The sequence below is a fragment of the Selenomonas sp. AE3005 genome (assembly GCF_000686945.1).
In the GTDB taxonomy this organism is placed as follows: Bacteria; Bacillota; Negativicutes; order Selenomonadales; family Selenomonadaceae; genus Selenomonas_A.
Map to the genome: position 1 here is coordinate 1 of NZ_JMME01000001.1, position 16472 is coordinate 16472.

The 16472-nt window shown below is 49.5% G+C and carries 18 protein-coding genes and 1 rRNA gene; all 19 read left to right on the forward strand.

What is annotated here, in order from left to right:
* Positions 1 to 53 precede the first annotated feature (53 nt).
* The 19 genes from rrf to DL94_RS0100095 all read left to right on the forward strand — a co-directional run bounded on the left by rrf (position 54) and on the right by DL94_RS0100095 (position 16454).
* Positions 54 to 170, forward strand: a 5S ribosomal RNA gene (gene rrf / locus DL94_RS0100005).
* A 118-nt stretch (positions 171 to 288) separates the two neighbouring features.
* Positions 289 to 1812 carry a hypothetical protein gene (locus tag DL94_RS0100010; protein ID WP_028128369.1) on the forward strand — a complete coding sequence of 508 codons (1524 nt, stop codon included), beginning with the start codon at positions 289 to 291 and terminating at the stop codon, positions 1810 to 1812.
* A 15-nt stretch (positions 1813 to 1827) separates the two neighbouring features.
* On the forward strand, positions 1828 to 2163 hold the full coding sequence (locus DL94_RS0100015; RefSeq protein WP_028128370.1) for a hypothetical protein: 336 nt from the start codon (positions 1828 to 1830) through the stop codon (positions 2161 to 2163).
* A 67-nt stretch (positions 2164 to 2230) separates the two neighbouring features.
* Positions 2231 to 2758, forward strand: coding sequence for a precorrin-6Y C5,15-methyltransferase (decarboxylating) subunit CbiT (gene cbiT, locus DL94_RS0100020; RefSeq protein ID WP_051586249.1), 528 nt, complete (start codon positions 2231 to 2233; stop codon positions 2756 to 2758).
* A 12-nt stretch (positions 2759 to 2770) separates the two neighbouring features.
* Positions 2771 to 3529, forward strand: a complete 759-nt coding sequence (gene cobM / locus DL94_RS0100025; RefSeq protein WP_028128372.1) for a precorrin-4 C(11)-methyltransferase — start codon at positions 2771 to 2773, stop codon at positions 3527 to 3529.
* Between the two features lie 11 nt (positions 3530 to 3540).
* Positions 3541 to 4638 (forward strand): cobalt-precorrin 5A hydrolase, encoded by a 1098-nt coding sequence (locus DL94_RS0100030; protein WP_231464411.1) that lies wholly within the window; start codon positions 3541 to 3543, stop codon positions 4636 to 4638.
* Positions 4626 to 5381, forward strand: coding sequence for a precorrin-3B C(17)-methyltransferase (gene cobJ / locus DL94_RS0100035; protein ID WP_028128374.1), 756 nt, complete (start codon positions 4626 to 4628; stop codon positions 5379 to 5381). The genes DL94_RS0100030 and cobJ overlap by 13 nt, the downstream gene beginning before the upstream one ends.
* On the forward strand, positions 5378 to 6151 hold the full coding sequence (gene cobK, locus DL94_RS0100040) for a precorrin-6A reductase (protein ID WP_028128375.1): 774 nt from the start codon (positions 5378 to 5380) through the stop codon (positions 6149 to 6151). Before cobJ ends, cobK begins: the two co-directional genes overlap by 4 nt.
* Positions 6152 to 6178: 27 nt before the next feature.
* Positions 6179 to 6328, forward strand: a complete 150-nt coding sequence (locus tag DL94_RS15925) for a hypothetical protein (RefSeq protein WP_156031612.1) — start codon at positions 6179 to 6181, stop codon at positions 6326 to 6328.
* Between the two features lie 57 nt (positions 6329 to 6385).
* Complete coding sequence (locus tag DL94_RS0100050; protein WP_028128376.1) at positions 6386 to 7021, forward strand: precorrin-8X methylmutase; 636 nt, start codon at positions 6386 to 6388, stop codon at positions 7019 to 7021.
* Between the two features lie 5 nt (positions 7022 to 7026).
* The gene (gene cobU, locus DL94_RS0100055) at positions 7027 to 7614 is read left to right on the forward strand and encodes a bifunctional adenosylcobinamide kinase/adenosylcobinamide-phosphate guanylyltransferase (RefSeq protein ID WP_028128377.1); all 588 of its coding nucleotides are present in this window, start codon (positions 7027 to 7029) and stop codon (positions 7612 to 7614) included.
* Complete coding sequence (locus DL94_RS0100060; protein WP_028128378.1) at positions 7615 to 9162, forward strand: cobyric acid synthase; 1548 nt, start codon at positions 7615 to 7617, stop codon at positions 9160 to 9162.
* Positions 9156 to 10097, forward strand: coding sequence for an adenosylcobinamide-phosphate synthase CbiB (gene cbiB, locus DL94_RS0100065; protein WP_028128379.1), 942 nt, complete (start codon positions 9156 to 9158; stop codon positions 10095 to 10097). Before DL94_RS0100060 ends, cbiB begins: the two co-directional genes overlap by 7 nt.
* A 22-nt stretch (positions 10098 to 10119) precedes the next feature.
* Entirely contained in the window at positions 10120 to 10887 is a 768-nt protein-coding gene (gene cobS, locus DL94_RS0100070) for an adenosylcobinamide-GDP ribazoletransferase (protein ID WP_028128380.1), read from the forward strand.
* Between the two features lie 27 nt (positions 10888 to 10914).
* The gene (locus tag DL94_RS0100075; RefSeq protein ID WP_028128381.1) at positions 10915 to 11667 is read left to right on the forward strand and encodes a nucleoside/nucleotide kinase family protein; all 753 of its coding nucleotides are present in this window, start codon (positions 10915 to 10917) and stop codon (positions 11665 to 11667) included.
* 139 nt (positions 11668 to 11806) lie between these two features.
* Positions 11807 to 12799 carry a helix-turn-helix transcriptional regulator gene (locus DL94_RS0100080; RefSeq protein WP_028128382.1) on the forward strand — a complete coding sequence of 331 codons (993 nt, stop codon included), beginning with the start codon at positions 11807 to 11809 and terminating at the stop codon, positions 12797 to 12799.
* A 20-nt stretch (positions 12800 to 12819) separates the two neighbouring features.
* Positions 12820 to 15042, forward strand: a complete 2223-nt coding sequence (locus DL94_RS13760) for an ADP-ribosylglycohydrolase family protein (protein ID WP_081798736.1) — start codon at positions 12820 to 12822, stop codon at positions 15040 to 15042.
* Between the two features lie 21 nt (positions 15043 to 15063).
* On the forward strand, positions 15064 to 15399 hold the full coding sequence (locus tag DL94_RS0100090) for a hypothetical protein (RefSeq protein WP_028128383.1): 336 nt from the start codon (positions 15064 to 15066) through the stop codon (positions 15397 to 15399).
* A 128-nt stretch (positions 15400 to 15527) separates the two neighbouring features.
* Complete coding sequence (locus DL94_RS0100095) at positions 15528 to 16454, forward strand: ketopantoate reductase family protein (RefSeq protein WP_028128384.1); 927 nt, start codon at positions 15528 to 15530, stop codon at positions 16452 to 16454.
* Positions 16455 to 16472: the final 18 nt, after the last annotated feature.

A 16472-nucleotide genomic window follows, 5' to 3' on the forward strand; every position in this document is an offset into this window, starting at 1 on the left:
ACATCGCAATTTCTTCTGTATAGTTTTGAATGTGCAAAACATTCAAAAGAATATCTGGTGACGATAGCTGAGTGGTTCCACCTGTTCCCATACCGAACACAGTAGTTAAGCACTCATACGCCGAAAGTACTTGTCTGGAGACGGACTGGGAGGATAGGGCGTTGCCAGTTAAGCGAAAGCACCCTGTGGGGTGCTTTTTTCTTTTTTATTACTATTTTTTGAACAATGTACAGTAGTATGTTATAATAAAATTTGTTAATTATGAATAATTATTGAGGTTCCGTTTGTATGGATAATGTATATTCTCTGGTTAAACATTTTTATGAGGAAAATGACTACGCAGCGCAGATTCTGCCACGTGATGCCGTGGAGGCATATTTGCGGCGCAATGCCTGGCATGGGGCAGAAGATGAAGATTTAAAGAGAATATGGAGTATCATTTCTGTGATGATTTCAGCAGTGAATGATTTTGAATTGTACTCATTCGCCACGCTGACAGCTTATGATTATCAGGAGATATTTTACCGGTATGCCGAAGTGCGGCCGGATTTTATGTTGGCAGAACAGGATATAAATGATTTTTTGTCAACGCTGACAGATTTTTATGCTTATCTTATACGTACCCGTCATACAGAGGATTTTCAGATTGGGCTGGAGGCAGCCAGGGAGGCTCTGTACGAAGGGGGATATTTTTTTCTGCCTGACAGGCGCGATGGTGATGAGTTTTATCGTTCTTTGGAACACATGGAAGAGGTGTCGTATGACACCATGCAAAAACTCAATAACTTATTGGATTCCTTGCTGCGTCAGATAAGCATTTATTATCAAAAGCCCCACTTCAAGCGGGATATGGACCGGGCAATTCTGATGTATGCCGGGCCGGAGTACGATGGGCAAAGCAGCCTTAATGCAGAGGAGCGGCATAGTTTTTGGCTCGGGTTTTGGGATTTTTTCCTGTTTGATTATCATTTAATTGACTCTGACGCCCTGCCTCTGCGCTATTATTATGAATACGAGCGGAGCAATTTAAGCACAACGGAGCAGGATATTCTGCGTGATTTGCTGCGGTCACGGTTTACGGTCTTTACCATCGATGATGTGGGGGCGGATTTCCTGACCTGCCGCAATTTCTTCACTGACGAGGTTTTTGAACTGCCGGTGCCGGAACTCGCCATGGGTAATTACAGTACCTGTGTGATGTTTGGTCATATTCATTCACATGGGGTTATGCTGCTTAATTATATAACGTCAATTACCGCCAGTAAAAGACTGCAGACGCGTATGCGTGATGTGGTGCTGCGGCAGTATGAACTCTTTAAGCTGCAAAATTCGCAGGCGGAATTAAAGGATTTCTTTGCCCGGAATGCCGGTGTCGTGCGTCACACTTTGCAGATTATGTCCAGCTATGCGCAGCTGAATGTGATTCCTATTCGTACGGTATCGCCGGCGATTGAGGTTCCAGAGAGTGTAAGCGTGGAGTTTGCTGAAGACGAAGATATGTTAAGGCGTGTGGCTAAGCATGTGGGGTTCAGCAAGTTTGAAATAACGCTATTGGTCAAGCTGTTCGAGGATTATGTGCTGGTGGCCGGCCTGAAGACTGGCGACGATATTTTGATTACGGCTATTTTACTGAAATTTGCCCAGCTTAACGGGATTGACATATCAGGCGGTTCTGAGATATATGAACTGCTGGGGATTGACAGCGCCAGTGTCAAGGACTGTATGGAAAAGGTTCATGGCAAGCTGGGCTGTGTACCCTATGACCCCCGTTATTTGACAGAAGAGGCATTTATAAAGAGTTTATTCTTTTAAGTGAGGTGCAGGTGCATGGAACAGGATGAAGGCAAAGTAAGAGTTATGTCCCGTAGTGAACGTGATGATTATGCGGGGGCTACTATAGAAGAAGGTTCCGGTGCCGAGGAACGGGGACGGCAGGAACAACGTTATGGCTATAATAATTATGGCCGGGTGTTTACCGTAAGACGCCTGGGCTGGCGCGATTTGCTCTTTGGTCAGGGCAACTGGCTCAACCGCGCTCTCGTTGCTGTCGGCGTAATTGCCGTGTTGGGCTTTCTGCTCTTTGTGGCGCTGCCCGTGGTGCTGGTTCTGGTGGGCGTAGCTGTGGCCGTTTGGCTGGTTATGCATCTTATTATGGGGAACTAAGATAGGGGGGAAGACTGTGGAATTTTTGGGAATTGCGGATGAGGAATTCATCCGGCAGGACGTACCCATGACGAAACAGGAGATTCGTATTCTCAGTCTGGTAAAAGCACGTATCAAGCCCGATGCTGTTGTTTACGATATTGGCGCCGGTACAGGTTCACTGTCAGTAGAGGCGGCCAGATTAGCTCCTCAGGGGGAAGTTTACGCTATTGAACGTACCCCGGCAGGGATAAATCTCATTCGGGCCAATGCGGCTAATTTTGGTGTGACCAATCTTAAAGCTATACAGGCAGAGGCGCCAGAGGGACTGGCAAAGCTGCCGGCTGCAGACGCCGTGCTGATTGGTGGTACTGGCAGCAAACTGGTGGAAATTATGGATACGATTACGCCGAAACTAAAACCGGAAGGACGTATCGTATTTAACTGTATTACGATTCAGACACTGATGCAGTGTATTGACTATATGCGCAGTCATTCTGACGAGTATATATACGAGGCTATTCAGGTACAGGTTACAAGGTTGCAGCAGGTAGGGACCTACGATATGGCCAAGGCTAACAATCCTATTTATATAGTGACCTGCTGGAAAAAGTGAGGGTGAGGAATTATGGTACATATTGTGGGCGCAGGCCCGGGGGACCCGGATTTAATTACGGTTAAGGGCGCGAAATACTTAAAAGAGGCAGATGTGGTTATTTACGCGGGCTCATTGGTGAATCCGGCACTACTATCTATCTGCCGCGAGGATGCACAGATTCATAATTCGGCCTCGATGACACTTGATGATGTGGTAGAAGTGATTGTCCAGGCGGAAAAAGAGGGCAAAATGACAGTGCGCCTGCACACAGGCGACCCCTCTGTTTATGGTGCTATACAGGAACAGATGGACGCTTTTAATAAGAAGGGCATTGAGTATGACATTACGCCGGGCGTTAGTTCCTGTTTTGCCACGGCGGCAGCTCTGAAACAGGAGTATACCCTGCCGGGAATTTCGCAGACGGTTATTATCACGCGTAATGAAGGGCGGACGCCGGTGCCGGAGGCGGAAAAACTGCGCAGTCTGGCCCAGCATCAGTCTACGATGTGTATTTATCTGTCCATAGCAATGCTGGATAAGGTAGTGGCGGAATTGATGGCCGGCGGCTATCCGGCCGAAACACCGATTGCCATCGTACAGCGGGCCTCATGGCCGGATGAAAAAATTGTCCGGGGGACGCTGGCAACCATTGTCAGTGATATAGCAGACAAGGATATAGACCGTACAGCCATGATAGTCGTCAGTCATTGTCTTGGTGCGGATTATGAGTTATCCAGGCTTTATGCACCTGAATTTTCCCATATGTTCCGAAAGGCTGTGAAAGAATGAGATTAGCGTGCTTGGCTGTAACGAGAAAGGGCTTACAGATGGCGCAGACGCTACGTGAGTGTCTGGACGAGCCGATTGATGTATATATTAACAACAAAGTAGTACCCGGTGAGGCGGCTAAAAAGATATTGCACGTCAATACCTTTGACAAATTGGAAGACGCGGTAAAAGAAACTTTTTATGTCTATGACGGTCTTATCTTTGTCATGGCTACGGGAATTGTGGTACGGACGATTGCGCCGTTTTTGGAAAATAAGCTCACGGACCCAGCGGTGGTCGTCTTTGATGAGCAGGGCAGGCATGGTATCAGCCTCTTGTCCGGTCATGTGGGGGGCGCTAATGAGCTGACACGCACCTTGTGCCGGGCTTTGGGCGCTAATCCTGTAATTACCACGGCAACTGATGTAAATGAAAAACTGGCGCCGGATGTTATTTCCGAACGTCTGGGACTGCGTCCGTGGCCGAAAGTACGCATTAAAACTATCAATGCCGGCCTGCTGGAGGAACGCATTGTTCACTGGCGCATTGACCGCACGCTGCCGCATAGCAGTTTTTACCAGCAGCGGCTCGAAAAATACGGTCAGTTTGTTGATTTATGTGCACCGGGGCAGCTGTTTGAAATTGAACAGGATAAAAAGGAACAGCTGGAAATCGTGGTCACAACGGAAGCGCGGCTGCCGAACCTGGCAGACCTGCCAGCCAATATTCTGTGCATGACGCCGCGCCGTCTGATTGCCGGTGTCGGCTGCCGCAAGGGGACGCCGGCCGCTATGGTCATGATGGCTTTGGACGAGGCCTGCAAAATGATAGGCCTTGACCGGTCATTCATAGATGTGCTGGCCAGTACGATGGTGAAACGTCATGAGGCCGGAATACTTTACGCCGGTGATAGCCTGGTACGGCCGGTTAAGTTCTTCGATAACGATATTATGGCGCAGATGATTGCCAAGCATCATCTGGAAGAATCGGAGTTTGTTTTAAATCGTATCGGTATCGGTAATGTCTGCGAGGCGGCAGCTTACTGTGAGGCCGGCGAACGGGGCGGCAAGCTGGCCCTGCGCAAAACGAGTTTTGAAAGGGTAACGGTGGCGTTATTATGGGAAAAATAACCGTAGTGGGCATTGGCCCGGGGAACCTTTTGGATATGACACCCAGAGCACGGCAGGCCATTGAAGAGGCGGCGGTGATTGCCGGGTATAATACCTATATCAAGCTGATTGAGCCGCTGTTAGGCGAGCGCAAAGTTATTGGCACGGCCATGATGCAGGAAATTGACCGCTGCCGCATGGCGGTTAGTGAGGCCGCTGAGGGACGTGATACCGTAGTAGTGTCGAGTGGTGATGCCGGCGTTTACGGTATGGCCGGACTGGTGCTGGAGCTCGTACTGCAGCTGCCAGCGGAGAAACGCCCCGCATTTGGCGGTGTAATTGCCGGTGTGTCAGCAGTCAATGCGGCGGCCTCGGTACTCGGAGCACCCTTAATGCATGACTTTGCCGTCATCAGCCTGTCAGACCTGCTGACACCGTGGGAAACCATCGAAAAACGCATTGAGATGGCAGCCCAGGGGGATTTTGTAACGGCACTTTATAACCCGAAAAGCAAAAAACGGGTGGAGAATATTGAGCAGGTGCGGAAAATCATGCTCAAATACCGCAAGGCTGAAACGCCTGTCGGTATTGTGACAGCAGCCAGCCGTGACGGTGAGGGCAAAATTATTTCCACACTGGCGGATTTCACCAAGCAGGAAATCAATATGTTCTCGCTCGTCATCATCGGCAACTCCATGACGTATGTGAAAGATGGTTATATGATTACCCCGCGTGGTTACGGCAATAAGGAGCCGGGCTTATGATTTTCGTCGTGGCCGGCACACAGGACGGCCGGGAACTTGTCAAAATCCTGCTTGAAAAAGGATATGACGTGGCGGCGTCGGTGGTCAGCCGTTATGGCGGTGAACTCCTGGCGCATGCCTGCGGGCAAAAATGCCTGATAAATGACCGGCCTTTGGACCAGCAGGAACTACAGGCATATATGCAGGAGCATGCTATAAATATGCTGGTAGATGCCAGTCATCCCTATGCGGCCAATGTCAGCGCTAATGCCATCGCTGCCTGTCAGAAACTGTCTGTGCCGTATATCCGTTATGAGCGTGACCTGACCAAGCTGGACTACGCTAAGATTACCGTGGTGCACAGCTACGAGGAGGCGGCTAAAGCCGCAGCGGCGCTGGGGAAAAATATTTTTCTCACCACGGGCAGCCGCAATCTGGATAAATTCGTGCACAGTCCGTACTTACAGACGGCAGAACTGACGGCCAGAGTGCTGCCCACGGCTGACGTAATTGCAGCCTGCGAACAGCTCGGCCTTGATGCCGGACATATTGTAGCCTTGCAGGGGCCGTTTTCCAAGGATTTAAACAAGGAACTCTTTTGTAAATACGGCGCGCAGGTTATCATCACGAAAAACAGCGGTACTATCGGCGGCACAGATACAAAACTGGCTGCGGCCAAGGAGTTAGGACTGCCCATTGTGCTGATTGACCGTCCGCAGCTTGATTATCCCTGCCTTGGCCATAATTACGATGAAATACTGGCTTTTGTGCAATCAGTCAACGATAAATAATCTCTGCAATTAGCAGGGATTATTTTTTTGGCCAAAAAACTGCCGCGCAGACTTGTCTGCACGGCAGTAGAATGCCTGCCAGTAACCAATCATCAGCATACCACGGACTGTAAGTTCAGGCCATCGCCTTGCGGTGTGCTGTCCTGTGCTGTGAAGTTTTCTCTGCAGGGTGCGTAGGCAGGATAAATATGATAATATATAATATGTATGATTATGAAAATGAGGTGATTGATTATGGACTTTATCAAGCAGCCCATGGAAATAGAAAATCGCAGTATGGAAATAATTGCCCCCCATCTGGCCGGTCTTAATCTTAGTCCCGAGCAGGTGAAGGTGTATTCCCGTCTTATACATGCCGCTGGTGATGTGGAGTATGCGCCCATCATTAAAATGTCACCTGACGCTATCGAAAAAGCTATGGACGCTTTAGAAAGTGGCTGTGACATTTACACCGATGTGGAAATGGTCCGCACGGGAATCAACAAGCGCAAGCTGGCCTCCTTTGGCGGACAGGTGCATTGTCTGATTGCCGATGAGGAAGTGGCTAAAACGGCCAAAGAGCAGGGGATTACTCGTTCTATGTCTGCTATACGCAAATTTGGTGCACAGATGAACGGCGCTATCATTGCCATCGGCAACGCCCCGACGGCGCTCTTTGAAGTGCTGCGGCAGGTGGAGGAAGAAAATCTGCGGCCGGCCTGCATTGTCGGGATTCCTGTCGGCTTTGTGGGCGCGGCTGATTCCAAAGAGGAACTGGCTAAGCAAAATACGGTGCCCTTTATCACGGTGACTGGTACCAAGGGCGGCAGCCCCATTGCTGCGGCCGCGGTTAATGCGCTGATGTATCTTATCAACAACGACAGGGGCTAACGGTCATGGCAGGAAAGATAATCTTAGTGACCGGCGGTGCTCGTTCGGGGAAGTCCAGTTTTGCCGAAAAATTGGCGGCGGATATGGGCTGCTCTGTCGGCTATATTGCCACGGCGCAGATTTACGATGAGGAGATGCGCTATCGGGTAAAACTGCATCGGGAACGGCGGCCGTCAGCCTGGCAGACCTGGGAGGCACCCTTTGAGGCCGACAAGATTATTGCCGAGGCGGCCAAAGAACACAAGGTATTGCTGTTTGACTGCATTACGCTGTATTTGAGCAATCACCTGTGCAGAATCCTCTATGATGAACTGACCGATGAACGGGCCTATCAGATTGTGGAGGAGCAGATAGGCGCATTGGTGAAAGCGGCGCAGGCAGCCGCTGCGCAGGGCACGACAACGATTTTTGTTACCAATGAAGTCGGGGCTGGCATAGTGCCGGAAAATAAACTGTCCCGGCTGTATCGTGACGCCAGCGGCCTGAGCAATCAGCGCCTGGCCGCTGCGGCTGATGATGTGTACGCCGTTATGGCCGGGATTCCCGTAAATATCAAAAAACTCTATGCGGCACAGGAAAAGGACGGATACTAAATGGCAAATTCCATTATGCTGATGGGCACGAGTTCCCATGTGGGCAAAAGCATCATCACAACGGCGTTATGTCGGATTTTTCATCAGGAAGGGCGCAAGGTCGTGCCCTTTAAGGCGCAGAATATGGCGCTTAATTCCTACGTGACCAAAGACGGCCGGGAAATGGGCCGGGCGCAGGTCGCGCAGGCGGAGGCCGCCGGCCTGGAACCCATGGTGGATATGAATCCGGTGCTCTTAAAGCCGACGGGCAATTCCTGCTCGCAGGTCGTGATAAACGGCAAGGCTGTGGGCAATATGAGTGCTAGGGAATATCACAAGGGCTATTCGTTAAAAGCCTTTGGAGCGGTGACAGAGGCTCTGGCCCGCCTGCAGAAAGATTTTGACACGCTGGTTATTGAAGGCGCAGGCAGTCCGGCAGAGGTCAATCTCAAAGCCAATGATATTGTCAATATGCGTGTGGCCAAACATTTAAATGCGCCGGTGCTCTTAATTGCCGATATCGATCGGGGCGGAGCTTTGGCGTCACTGGTGGGCACATTAGAACTTTTAGACGAGGACGAGCGCGCTCTGGTCAAGGGGCTTATCATCAATAAGTTCCGCGGTGATGTGACGCTGCTTACGCCGGCTGTAGACTTTTTGGAAGAAAAGACCGGCAAGCCGGTGCTCGGCATTGTGCCTCATATTGAAAATATGGGCATTGATGATGAGGATTCCGTGTCCCTTGATGATAAGGATAATGACGCGGCAGAGCAGGCGCAGGCGGATTTGCATATCGCCGTTCTGCAGACGCCGAAGATTTCCAACTTCACGGATTTTGACAGCCTGGCGGCGGAGCCTGATGTGTCGTTGTACTACGTGCGCAAGGTGGAAGATTTAGGCAATCCCGATATGATTATCCTGCCCGGCTCGAAGAATACGACCGAGGACTTGCTGCATTTGCGTGAGTGTGGCCTGGAAGATGCTATTCGCGAACAGGTGGCTAAGGGCACGCCGTTATGGGGAATTTGCGGCGGCTATCAGATGCTGGGACAGAAAATTGCTGACCCTTTGCATACGGAATCGGCCAACGATGAAGTGACTGGTCTGGGCTATCTGCCCATGGCCACGACCTTTGCGGCGGAAAAATTGACAAGTCAGGTACAGGCTGAATGTGGTAATTTTGCTTTCCTGGGTCGGCAGATAACAGCCGAAGGCTTGTACGGGTACGAAATCCATACCGGGGAAACGCAGTTTACGGGGGAAATGACGCACCCCTTTAAGCTGACTGACAGGTCAAATCAGGCGGTGGCGATTCCCGAAGGTTTGACATGTCAGCTTGACGGTCAGGGACAAGTGACGGGTACCTATATTCATGGTATCTTTGACCATGACACGTTCCGCCGTCAGGTATTAAATGCCCTGCGCAGCCGTAAGGGACTGGCTGATTTGCCTGTCCAGCGCAGTGTGCGGCAGGAAAAGGAACGGGCGTATAATCGTCTGGCCAGTGTGGTACGGGCCAGTCTCGATATGGAAAAGCTGGCACAGATTATGGGGGAAACTTCATGCTGACAGGAATACTGGCTTTTTTAGTGGACTGCATTATCGGGGACCCCAAGAGCAAGTGGCACCCCGTGGTGCTGATGGGAAACCTGATTTCCCTGCTGGAGCGCCTGTTTTATCACCCGACGGATACGGACAGCCGGAAATTTGCCTGGGGCGCGGTGCTGGTGCTATTGGTACTGTGGCTGACCTATGCCATAGCAGACGGCATAATGCTCTTGTCCTACAGGATTCCCTGGAGCTGGGGCTCCGTTGCCGTGGGCGCAGTTATGCTGTCCTTTGCTATCTCACCTAAGAGCCTGGCTAAGGCCGGCAAGGAACTTTACGGCCTGCTGCTGGCCGGGGACATGAGCGAGGCCCGGCGCAAGGTGGGCTGGATTGTCGGCCGGGATACGGATAAACTTGACGAACCGGAAATAGCCCGGGCCACGGTGGAAACCATTGCCGAAAATACCGTCGATGGCATTATTGCGCCCCTGTTCTTTTTCGTACTGGGCGGCGTACCGCTGGCGATGGCCTATCGGGCAGCCAATACCATGGATTCCATGCTTGGTTACAAAAACGATAAATACCTTTACTTTGGCCGGGCGGCGGCGCGGCTTGATGATGTGCTGAACTATATTCCGGCCCGTATCACAGCCGTACTCTTTATCTTTGCGGCGTGGATACTGGGCTATGATTATAAATTTGCTTACCGCATGATGCTACGCGATGCGAAGAAACATCCGAGTCCTAACGGTGGCTATGCTGAGGCCACGGTGGCCGGAGCGTTGCATATTCGCCTGGGAGGTTATAACTCCTACTTTGGGCAGCCGCATTTTCGCGCCTATATGGGGGAGCCGTTAGAGGTTTTGAGCATTAAGCATATCATGGGTTCAATCCGGCTGATGTATACGGCCACGGTTATGTTTATCATTGTCTGCTACGCCATGTTTGGCTTGTGATAAGGGAAGGAAATGGAATGAAATGAAATCATTTATTACCGCCCTGCAGTTTTTAACGCGGATTCATATCTGTACGCAACAGGATTTGACGGCTGAGGATTTTGGCCGCAGTACAAAGTTTTTCCCGTTGGTCGGGGTTATTCTGGGGACTATATATATGCTGGCAGCCTGGGGGCTGATTGCCGTATTCGGCTGGGCCAATCTGGTGACTACCTTGCTGATAATCCTGCCGGTAATGCTGACTGGCGGGCTGATGCTCGACGGTTTTATGGATACTGTGGACGGTGTCTTTTCCGGCCGGGACCGGGAGCGTGTGCTGGAAATCATGAAGGACAGCCGCGTGGGCTCCTTTGGCGTAATCGCTTTGGCCTGTCTGCTGCTCATCAACTGGACGGCGCTCCGTGATGTCAAGCTCATGCTGATTATGACGGCGCTCTTTGTTATGCCCATTATCGGCCGCATGGCCATGGTCATGGCCATTGCCTGCTTTCCCTACGCGCGTAAGGAAGGCATGGGCAAAATATTTGCCGATATGGCCGATAAGAAAACCCTGCTGCTGGCAATAGCTGTGACACTGGCCTTTGTGGTTCCCTGGGGGCAGGCAGCTGTCGCCGCTTTGGTGGTGGGGCTTTGCTTTGCCTGGCTCGTGGGCCGCTGGCTGACAAGTCAACTGGGCGGCTTGACCGGTGACACTTACGGCGCCATTGAAACGCTGACGGAAACGGTGGTACTGCTGGTGTTCTGGGTGACGTCCTGGATACCGGGCGGCCTGCATATATTGTGGAAATAACAGACTCATGTCATGGAGGTGCTGGATGTGAGTAATAAAAATTGGCAGTTTTACGATATGGTCATCAACGGCCTGCCACAGCGTGTAAAATACAACGAGGATACGGTAAACTCGCTGTTTATACCTTTGCTGCAAAAATTGACGGATATACAGCAACGTGAACAGCGCCGGATAATGGCATTCCTGGCCGCACCGCCGGCCACGGGCAAATCAACATTGCTGCAGTTTCTGGAACAGCTGTCACATGAGCAGGCAGGTACGCAGGCAGTGCAGGCTTTGGGTATGGACGGTTTTCATTATCCCAATGCATATCTGGAGTCACATACGATAGAGCGTGACGGGAAAACCATAACGCTCAGGTCAATTAAAGGCGCGCCGGAAACTTTTGATGTGACAGGTTTAAGGGCAAAGATAAAAGAGGCCAAGCAGGGAAAATCCCTCTGGCCTGTTTATGACCGCAAACTGCACAATCCGATTCCTGACGCGCTTGTAGTAAACAGAAATATTTTGCTGGTGGAGGGCAACTGGCTGCTGCTCAATGAACCGCAGTGGCATGACTTGCATGAACTGGCTGATTACACACTCAGTATAAAAGTGGCACCGGAACTCCTAAAAGACCGCCTTATTCAGCGCAAAATACAGGGCGGCCTGTCCGAAAAAGACGCTGTAAATTTCTACGAAACCAGCGACCGCCTGAATGTAGAACGTATATTAAACAATCAAGTCCCAGCCGATGAACAATGGCAAATGTTCGCGGACGGGGACTTCATAAAATGCTGATAATTTGAAACCGCACACGGCAGCAGGCTGTGTGCGGTTTTTGTCGAATTATACTGATGGGAAATTTTTTACCCACTGCTCATGCTATAATGAAATCAAAGATAGGGAAAGGCTTAGCAAAAACAAGTGAGGGGTGTAAATGGAAGTGTACGCCGGGGATAACAAAAAGATGCTTAACATGTTAATATTGGAGATTCTGAAAAATTACACCGATGCCGATCACAGGCTGACTCAACAGGAAATCATCGACCTGCTTAAGCTAAACTATGGCACAGAGTGCGACAGACGTTCTATTCGCAACAATATCCGCTCCCTCAAGGACATGGGTTACGAAATAGCCACTGAGCGGGGCTGCTATCTGGCAGAGCGAGAATTTGATGATGCGGAACTTCGGATGCTTATTGATAGCGTCCTATTCTCCAAAACTTTGTCGGGAGAGCAAGCTAAACGACTCATAAAGAAACTTAAAGGCTTTGGTAACCGTTACTTTCACGCTAAAGTCGCTCACGTTTGCAATTTGCCGGAACTATTTCACTCGGATAACAAACAGGTCATGCTAGTATTAGATGCTTTGAATGATGCCATTGAAGAAAAGAAGAAGGTCAGTTTCATTTACAACCGCTACGGCACAGACTTCAAACTACACCCAAGGAGGGACGAACTGTATATCGTTAATCCTTACCAATTGGTAGCTAACAACGGGCGCTATTATCTTATCGGCAATTGTGACAAATACGATGACTTGTCCCATTACCGTATTGACCGTATCACCTCCATTAAAATTTTGTCTGAGCCAGTTAAGCCTAAAAAAGGTGTTCGGGAATTTCCCCGGGGGTGGAGTCTTCCCAAACACATGGCGGAGCATATTTATATGTATAGTGGGGACAGCGTGACGGTGAAATTTATCGCCGACACGGATTTGATGGATGAACTTATTGATTGGTTCGGCAGGGATTTTCGGATTAAAGAAGAAACTGACAACAAAATGCTTGTGACGCTCAAGTGTAATGAGCGAGCTATGAAATATTGGGCGCTACAATACGGTGAGCATATTGAAATCAAGGCACCGCAAAGTTTGCGTGAGGCCGTTAAGGCGGCTGTTTTAGATATGGCGAAGAAATACGCCGAATGATTTGGAAGGGAGCGAAAATCATGTACGGAGCGATTTTAGGTGACATTATCGGCTCGCCTTACGAATTTGACAGGGGGGCGAAAATAAAGGAGTTTCCCTTGTTCGTTGCAAAAAATCGGTTCACTGATGATACGGTGATGACGATTGCTGTGGCAGATGCCTTGCTCTATGCAGGAAAAGACGCTATGGAGGACAAAATTTGCGCTGCAGTGGTTTCCTCTATGCAGCACTGGGGCGAGAAATATCCTAAAGCAGGATATGGCGGAAGATTCCGTGAATGGCTCAAGGAAAAAGAACCTAAACCCTACGGCAGTTTCGGCAACGGCTCGGCCATGCGAGTATCTTCTGTGGGATGGCTTTACGACTCTATAGAGCGCACGAGAGATATTGCCAGGTGGACTGCGGAGGTTACACACAATCACGCCGAGGGCATCAAGGGAGCAGAATCGGTGGCAAGTGCTATCTATCTTGCACGGACGGGCGAATCCAAAGCGACTATCAAAAAGTACATCGAGGACGAGTTTGGCTATAACCTTGCCCGCACCTTGAAGGAAATTCGTCCTGCTTACCACATGGATGTGACTTGTCAAGGCTCGGTGCCAGAGGCCATTATTGCTTTCTTGGAAAGTACAGATTTTGAAGATGCTGTGCGAAACGCTGTGTCCATTGGTGGCGATACAGATACCATCGCTTGCATAGCCGGAAGTATTGCCGAGGCGTATTACGGGCTTACTCCGATGCTGGAAGAAGAGTGCTTAAAACGCATACCGAATAAAATGAAAGATGTCATAATACGTTTTGACCGTGCGAGAGGAAAGGCAGTACAAGGCGAACCAATCATCGAATCCGCTCTTCTTCGCTATCATCGGGATAGTTCCCCGGAAAATGAAACAGCGGTGCTTAATGCGATTTATATGCGTATGAAAGACAACGGTTATTTCCTTCTTCCGCCAAGCGAAGTACGCATATTTGACGAATGTGCCGCCAAGGGCGATTATGACGGCGAAATAAGCATCGAGGCCTATACTTCAGACAGGGAATTTTTCATGGGACTGGATGAGGAGGACGAAAGTGCTGTTTATACTACGGAGGTGAAAATTTACGATTTGCTCTCCTTCATTGCCAAGGCAACTGACGCAGAGTCAGGCATTGACATCAACTATGACAAAAAGATTTATCTGAGCCGCGATATGGCTCGATCGATTTTGGCGAGGGGTGGAGATATGGCTGACCGGCAAAAAAGGTATCTGCCCATGCCGGATAAAATCAATATTTTACCCAAAGACTTAACCCAAAAATTCATCTCCGGCGTCAGATTTTGTTTCATGTGCGCTTACGATGCCTATACCAACTACTGCGAACTGTATCATCGTAACGGCAAAATTTACCGTTATGATATTTTTGGCGATAACAAGCAGGTGGAAAAAATCTGCCGAGTATTCCCTGCATTCAAAAAGTATAATGAGAACGATGAACAAAACGCTAAACTAGGCGAATGGGAGTGGAACTATTGCGAAATGGGCGCTTGTGTCTTTGCTCATGCCGAGGTGATAGATGCGTATAAAATGCGTACGGGACACATGGATTATTTGACTTGGAGCCCTGATGATGCTTATATGACGATAAGGGATTTATTGGAGGAAGAAGATACGATGTTTGAGCCTATGAAGATTGATAAAGATGTTCTACATGAAATAAGTGACTATCAACACGACCGTGAGGGGATTCCTGCTGGTTGGGTTTATTTGGGCAACGATAAGGAACGGTATGTGCTTGGGTGGCCAGGAGAACGGAATATTCTCGTATTGGGCGTAAACCCCAGCACGGCAAAACCCGGAGAAGATGATCCCACCATTAAGAATGTACGCAGGATTGCAAAGAATAAGGGATTTGACGGTTGGATTATGATGAATCTTCATCCGCAGAGGGCTACTAATCCAGAAGAGATGGAAGAAAACGATGTATGGAGCGAAAATAACCCGAGAGTGTTTGAGGCCGTGATGAGATATTTTCAGGTACACGCTGTATGGTGCGCATGGGGAAACATGATAGATATGACCGGCAAGAGATTTCTGTACGGTGCGTTGGCTAATATTTATGATGTCCTTGGCGAAAACGTCAAATGGTATAGCTACGGCAAATTAACCAAGTATGGCAATCCACGTCACCCCCTTTATATGTCACTTACTCATGAATTTCAAGAGTTCGATGTGCGTGGGTATTTATTGCGGAAAGGTAAGTAATGTGTGGAAGAGAGAAATATTATGGCAGAGCAACTTATTCTTAAAGAATCTATGCTCCACGAAGAATCAGTAAAAAACATTCGTGTTAGGGAAAATTTTTTCTCCGATGGTCGCAGTTATGTATCAGAACTTTGGGCGTTGGAAGGAACAACCAATATGACTTACTATTTTGCCGCCGATGGCATGGAGGAGAATGAATCTGCTTTGGAGGAGTATTTGGTGTCCGTTGACAAATTAGTTGCGAAGGAAGAGCACCACATGGGGATAATGACTCTCTATGTTGAGGGTGTGAAGGTATACTCTGTGACGGTGACTGTTGGGCAGGAGGATACTTTGTACTGCGAGGCGAGGATGTAGAATTTAAAGGATGATGTCAGACATATCAAAGATATTTATATGTTGAAGACACAAGCAACGCAGGAAAAGTATAAAAGAAGGTGAATATAATATATAAATTGATATAAATCATTCAAGGAGGCAGCGATATGAAATTTTGTATCTTTGGTGCCGGGGGCACTGGCGGGACGCTGGCGGCTTATCTGGCTATGGCCGGTAATGATGTGACCATTGTGGCGCGTGGGGCGCATTTGGCGGCGATTCAGGCGCAGGGGCTGACGCTGCAGACCAATCACCGCGGCACAGTGCAGGTAGCCGGGATTAAAGCCTGCACGGCGGAAAATTACGATGATGTGCCTGATGTGTTATTTGTCTGCGTGAAGTATTACAATATTGAAGATGCTATCGCCTTTGCCAAGGCGAAAATGACGCCGCAAACGCTTATAGTGCCGGTGCTGAATGTCTTTGGGACGGGCGGCGTTATGCAGGCGCAGCTGCCAGAACTTACCTGCCTTGACGGCTGCATTTACGTTATGAGTGAAATCAAAGAGCCGGGAGTAATCTATCAGTCGGATAAGATGCTCCGCGTGATATACGGCTATCGTCCCCAGCAGGAGCAAAAGCTGTTGGAAACAGCTCAAAAGCTGGAGAAGGTGCTCAATGAGGCAGATATCAAGGGGCATTTTAGTGATAATATAATTCGTGACGCTCTGCAAAAATTTGCCTTTGTTTCCCCAGCCGCCGCTGCCGGCGCTTATTTGGCGGTTACCAGTGAAAAGTTTCAGCAGCCCGGGGAGGCCAGGGATTTGTTTAGCGGCCTGATAAAAGAGGTGGAATCCTTGGGCGGTGCCATGGGGGTTACCTTTAAACAGGACCTGACAGAGGTCGGCTTAAAAATCATGGACGCACTAAAGGCTGGTTCTACCATGTCCATGCAGCGCGATATTCAGAAGGGCAGGCAGTCGGAGTTTGCCGGGCTGGTGGACAGAGTGGTCAGCCTGGGGCACGAGTATGGCGTAGCTGTACCGCTGTATGAAAAAATCAGTCAGTGGGGCAAGGAGCAGCACCTTGGCTGACATTTGCGCCCCGGGGGA